Origin of the sequence: Streptomyces sp. NPDC059008, from assembly GCF_042749045.1 — a bacterium.
Classification (GTDB): Bacteria; Actinomycetota; Actinomycetes; order Streptomycetales; family Streptomycetaceae; genus Streptomyces.
Map to the genome: position 1 here is coordinate 1 of NZ_JBHYJC010000101.1, position 3,267 is coordinate 3,267.

The window sequence follows — 3,267 nt, forward strand, 5'->3', positions numbered from 1 at the left end:
CTAGCCTCGATCTTTCGTGACGGCTCGGCAGTTCAACTGGCGGGCCGTTTCGGCTTGTTGGGGTGATCGTGGGCATGGTGGTAGCCCGGCTGTCGCGTCGGGTCGGCGCCGGGTTCCACGGTTCCGGTCGGGTGGTGCTGCTCGTAGGGGCGGGAACGTGCTGGTCAGCCTAGGTTCGGTAGGGCTTCGAGCCGGGCGATGGCGTCGGTGATCGCGTTGGTCCAGGGCCAGTGCCGGGCGAATCTCAGGTGTCGTCGGCGGGCGGTGGTGACGAGCTGGGCGGCGGCGGAGAAGAGGCGAAGTCTCAGGCGGCGGGGTTCCCACCGGCGGGCTTTGCCGGTCAGGGCGAGCATGGGCATCCAGGCGAGCAGGTCGAGGGCGAGCTGGACGATCTCCAGCCAGATCTGGTTCTGCGCGGTGTCGTGGAGGGGGAGGTTGCGCAGGCCGGTGGCGCGGGCGTTTCGGATGCGGTCCTCGGCGCGGGCGCGCTGGCGGTGGCGCAGTTCCAGCGTGGAGATCGGCACCTCCTTGGTGTTGGTGGCGAAGCAGGTCAGACGCAGACCGTCGGCGTCGGTGAGCCGCAGCTGGGCGCCGGGGTGCGGGCGTTCCTTGCGAACGATCAGCCGCACCCCCCTCGGCCAGCCCTTGAGGCAGTCGCTGTCAGTGTCGAGTTCGGCCACCCAGGCTCCGTCGCGGACCTCACCGTCCGGTTCGACGGCCGGCGTCCAGGCGGAGGCGGGCACCTTGAAGACGGCCTGGTGGATGGCATCGGTGATGGTCATGCCGACCGAGTACGACAGCCAGCGTCCGCGCGCGGACAGCCAGTTGACGAACTCGTGGGTGCCGCCGCCGGAGTCGGTGCGAATCAGCGTCGAGCGTCCGCGCCGGTGCTTCTTCGGCAGCTGGGCCAGGGCGAATTGGGCTGTGGCGATGTGGTCGGCGGCCGTGTTCGAGCCCGCGTTGCCCGGTCGAAGCAGGGCGGCGACCGGTTCCCCGGACCCGCTGCGGCCGTGGTCGACGAACGCCATCAGCGGATGGTGCCCGAACGTCTTCTTCCAGGTCGCCGCCGCGTCCTGCTTCTCGGAGTGGGCCAGCACGAGCACCCCGTCGATGTCCACGATCACCCCTTCGCCGGCGTCCGGTGCCGCTTGCCCGGCCAGCTTCCAGACGTGTTCGCGGACATGGGCCTGTGCGGTGCGGATCGCTGCCAGAGCCTTCGGCCCAGCCGAGGCGAGGGCATCGATGAGGCGGGAGACGGTGGGACCGGAGGCCACCGGACCGAACACGGCCGGCTCGGCCCGCAGCATGCCCACGTCGGCCAGACAGTCCCCGCCGAGCGCGACCGCCAGGGCCACATCCCGCAGGATCTTCCCCGGATCGTGCACTGCCCGCGACTTGCACCACGGCGCCAGAGCCGTCGACATCGCCTGGTCCAGCCCGGTTTTACGGGCCGTCTCCACCAGCAGAACGCCTCCCGCCTGCGAGACCACCGCCCGGCCACCGCCCTCGACGTGGACACGCGGGTAGGCCCCGATACGCTTCTTCACCTGGAAATTGCCTCCGGCAGTGTGGCAGGAGCAAGGATCTTGACAATCCTCATTCTTGCTGACCAGAGGCGCTGTTCGTTTGTCCGACCGCCTGTCGGACACCAAGAGAGCGCGAGGCTTAGCCGACGTAGTCGTCTTGCGAGGCGATCTTGCCGTCACGCAGTTGCAGGATGGTGCAGAAGCAGGCGCTGATCCGCTCCCCAGCTGGAGGCAGGGTCGGCACGACCCCGGAGCTGGTCCCCGTGAAGTCGGTTTCCAAGGCGATGAAGTCCCTGTCGGCGATGATCCGCTTGAGGGTCAGCGTCCGGTCGGGGACGGCAGCCGCGTACTCCTGGATGTGGCCCACAAAGGCATCCCGACCATTGAAGGCGAGCTGGTAGGCCCTGACGGTGTAGGCGACATCATCGGTGTACAGCGCCCCGAACCGGTCGAAGTCCTGGTCGTTGTAGGCGTTCACCCACTCGTGAGCAAGCTTGTCTGCGTCCGTGTGGACCTTGTTGCTGGTCATGGCAGCCGGCCTTTCTGTGCCTTGCGAAGTCGTACAGAGAGAGGTTGGCAGGGATATAGGACAGAAACTGTCCTATACCTGCGGGCATCATTAAGTGTGTTGTGCATGCTGAACGGCGCGAGGGAGGCATCACCTGTGACCCCAGAGGACGTCGCAGAGTCCGCTACGGGGCTACCGGAAGCGACGGAAAGCGAGCCCGGCCCCGGGATGACCCTGTTCAAGGTCGGGGGCAAGATTTTCGCCGTACTGACGGAGGCCAACGACTCCCGGCCCGAGCAGGTGACCCTCAAGTGCGATCCCAACCTCTCCCTGCACCTGCGCGAGCAGTATCCGGCGGTAGGGCCCAGCTACTACGCGCGCCTGCCGCACTGGAACACCGTGGTGCTGGACGGCACCGTGCCCACCGACGAACTCGCCGACATGATCGAACACTCCTGGGAACGCGTCGTGGCCGGCCTGCCTCGCATCACCCGCGACCGACTGCAAAGGCTCCACCAGGGCCAGCCATGACCTTCCCGACTGGCGGGTCGTCTTTGCGGTTCAGGCGTATTTGCCCATGTCGCTGGCTTGGAAGGCGGCTTTGTCGTTGATGCCGATGACGTAGCCGTCCGGGTCGCGGAAGTAGAACATGCGCTGACCGGTGTGGTCGGTCTCGGTGTCCTTGACGATCTCGGCATGCTGGGTGATCCGGTCGTGGACGGCGTCGAAGTCGTCCACGCCCAGGTAGAACATGCCGGCGAAGCCGATAGGTACGTCCGCGAGGACGGGCAGCCAGTTCTTCAGGTCGGCGTTGCTGTAAAGCATCGCGGCAAACTCTCCCTTGTAGAGGAGCATGTGGATGTCGTCGCCGGGCCGGGCGGTGCTGGAGTCCACATCGAATCCCAGCTGCTTGTAAAACGCGATGCTGGTGGCAGTGTCTTTGACACTCAGACAAGGTGCGAACGGCATGACAATCATCTCCTCAGGCGAAGCTCGGGGCGCTGCCATCTTTGTCTGCCACCAGGCGCCACGCCGCACCTTAGGAGCCCCCAGACGAGGCGTGTGCGAGCCAGCCTCAACCGACTGAGCCTGGGCCGCATACGCTTCTTCACCTGGGATGTGCTTCTTTCCTCGCAACTGACAGGACCTTGACAAGCTCTATCGTTGCAGGTCAGGGGCACTTCTCGCGTTTTCAATCACGTCCCGGACGCCAGGCCACGTGAAAGCCCGAGG

At 66.2% G+C, this 3,267-nt stretch carries 4 protein-coding genes; 1 reads left to right on the top strand and 3 read right to left on the bottom strand.

Features of this window, described 5'->3' with window-relative positions; all coding sequences use genetic code 11:
* Nucleotides 1–164: 164 nt before the first annotated feature.
* Together ACFWZH_RS39350 and ACFWZH_RS39355 are read right to left on the bottom strand one after the other, a co-directional pair.
* A complete protein-coding gene (locus ACFWZH_RS39350) occupies nt 165–1,547 on the bottom strand; it encodes an IS1380 family transposase (RefSeq protein WP_384443315.1) in 1,383 nt (460 codons plus the stop codon).
* 118 nt (nt 1,548–1,665) lie between these two features.
* Nucleotides 1,666–2,055 (bottom strand): nuclear transport factor 2 family protein, encoded by a 390-nt coding sequence (locus tag ACFWZH_RS39355; RefSeq protein WP_384443318.1) that lies wholly within the window; start codon nt 2,053–2,055, stop codon nt 1,666–1,668.
* A 105-nt stretch (nt 2,056–2,160) separates the two neighbouring features.
* Here ACFWZH_RS39355 and ACFWZH_RS39360 point away from each other — a divergent pair, with 105 nt between their 5' ends.
* Nucleotides 2,161–2,565 carry an MmcQ/YjbR family DNA-binding protein gene (locus tag ACFWZH_RS39360; RefSeq protein ID WP_384443321.1) on the top strand — a complete coding sequence of 135 codons (405 nt, stop codon included), beginning with the start codon at nt 2,161–2,163 and terminating at the stop codon, nt 2,563–2,565.
* Nucleotides 2,566–2,595: 30 nt separating this feature from the next.
* Here ACFWZH_RS39360 and ACFWZH_RS39365 read toward each other — a convergent pair whose 3' ends face one another.
* Nucleotides 2,596–3,003 carry a VOC family protein gene (locus ACFWZH_RS39365; protein WP_384443324.1) on the bottom strand — a complete coding sequence of 136 codons (408 nt, stop codon included), beginning with the start codon at nt 3,001–3,003 and terminating at the stop codon, nt 2,596–2,598.
* Between the last annotated feature and the right edge of the window lie 264 nt (nt 3,004–3,267).

Coding starts and splice junctions, on each gene's coding strand:
- ACFWZH_RS39360 (WP_384443321.1), top strand. CDS start 2,161: ATGCTGAACGGCGCGAGGGAGGCATCACCTGTGACCCCAGAGGACGTC.
- ACFWZH_RS39355 (WP_384443318.1), bottom strand. CDS start 2,055: ATGACCAGCAACAAGGTCCACACGGACGCAGACAAGCTTGCTCACGAG.
- ACFWZH_RS39365 (WP_384443324.1), bottom strand. CDS start 3,003: ATGCCGTTCGCACCTTGTCTGAGTGTCAAAGACACTGCCACCAGCATC.